General features: G+C 56.7%; 2 protein-coding genes. Both read right to left on the bottom strand.

Features of this window, described 5'->3' with window-relative positions; translation table 11 throughout:
- Nucleotides 1–149: 149 nt before the first annotated feature.
- On the bottom strand, nucleotides 150–1,079 hold the full coding sequence (locus AUR66_RS12775; RefSeq protein ID WP_058572735.1) for an ArdC-like ssDNA-binding domain-containing protein: 930 nt from the start codon (nucleotides 1,077–1,079) through the stop codon (nucleotides 150–152).
- Between the two features lie 134 nt (nucleotides 1,080–1,213).
- A partial coding sequence (locus tag AUR66_RS22670; RefSeq protein WP_331457002.1) for a DUF6610 family protein occupies nucleotides 1,214–1,646 on the bottom strand: 433 nt, incomplete at its 5' end.

The following is a 1,646-nucleotide window of genomic DNA, read 5'->3' as shown; positions in this document are numbered from 1 at the left end:
GTTCGTTGGCAAGGTAGGGTTCCGAATAACCGCTGGTATCCGAACTTCACACCCCACTGTTTCCAGAGAACCAGTTGTTCAACTGTGTCCTCAATCAAACTGGTAGCCTTAACCAACAAAAGACCACACTGTCAAGCTTTGTTGGTTAATCACCGATGTCTCTCAATGTACTCAATGAGTGCTTGACTCGTTCGACTAATCCGCGTAAGTCGTTCCCGAATCACGTCTGCTTGATCACGCTCCCAAGTGGCAAGGTAAAACGCCGAACCGTCCATGTCGAGACCGAACTGCCTCCCAACAACGTATGCTACCGCTTCTGCTTCGACCTCCCGCTTCGACCGTTCGGTGTCTTCGTCAACGCCGGCGTGGAGAAGTGCATGAGCGTACTCGTGGACTAACGTCGACGCCATTGCTGCGTCATTGTCTCGGCGGAGTAACTCGACAATTGGGGATTCACCGTCTGGTGATTCTCGACACACACCCTTCGCATCACCATATTTCCATTCTTTATCCGGAACAAGTTCAACCTCGACACCGACATCCTCAGCAGCGTCCAACACGGCCGGAAGAAGCGTGTCTGCGTTACCCTCCGCACTCGTATCGAGACTCGGGAGGTCCTCACCCTCCGTCTGAGAGATATCGAAGACTGGAGCTGGCCGGAAACCAACCAAGCCCTTCGACCACTCTTCAGATGGCGTCTCGTCGTAATCGCAGTTGGTGTTGGCGTGGTAGCTCGGGGAGTTCCCACACTCAGGGCATTGCTTAGCGATGATGGGTGCCCAAATCCAAATCGCGCTTTCGCCTTCCTTGACGTGCCGATCGAATTCGTTCTGCCACGTCCGATACCCGGCGACACGACTGGCCTCGGGACACTGTTGCTTGATTAAGAGCGTGTTGCGGTACGAGTAGTCGTGGAACTGCCGTTGGACGTCAAGCCACGCTTGGAACTCGGCACTCGCTTGTGCATCGTCGACGGATTCGACAAGGTCGTCGATCCACTGTTCGATAGTACTGTGCATCTCGTCACGTCGGGTGTCAGAGTCGTCGAACGACACCGCTGCGTAGTCACTTGTCGCCATAGATTTTCTCGTGAGCACTCCAGTTCTGGAATGCCCCGCACCCCTCTGGGGGCAAAAAACTCTCCCGAGCAAAGGGAACCAGTCGGCGATGGCCAGACCCTCCGTACAACCACAGAAAATTGCGTATGAACGAGCTAGCGCGACGCAGGCGGGATGTAGACACTGGCTTCGCCCATAACTTCCTCGAGGTGGTTCCGGGTGCGGTGAGCGAAGTAGCACCCGTAGCAGCAGTACCCACAAACGTCCCCAGTATCGTACTCCGCGACGAAGGGGCCACGTGATCCCCTCCAGACGTCGTCCTCACACTCAACACAGGTGGAGGAGTGAAGGTCAGTCGGTGTTGGGAGCCGATACTGTGTCTGACCAGCGTACTCGGTTGGTCCCTCCGGCCAGACGCCCTGGTTCTCCCAAAACGAACGGACGTGGCCAAGTCCATGCCGAACCGTTGCTCGGACCGTCAGGTGGTCGGCGTCGCGACCGCTGTCGTCCCACCCGTTATCCGTCCAGAACTCGCCGAACTGCGCTCCGCGATGGAGTCCATTCCAATCGAGGCCGACGATGTCGGCA

This window comes from Haloferax profundi, assembly GCF_001469865.1.
In the GTDB taxonomy this organism is placed as follows: Archaea; Halobacteriota; Halobacteria; order Halobacteriales; family Haloferacaceae; genus Haloferax; species Haloferax profundi.
Note: the sequence above shows the minus strand (reverse complement) of the source record. Positions and strands in the feature narration are given on the sequence as shown.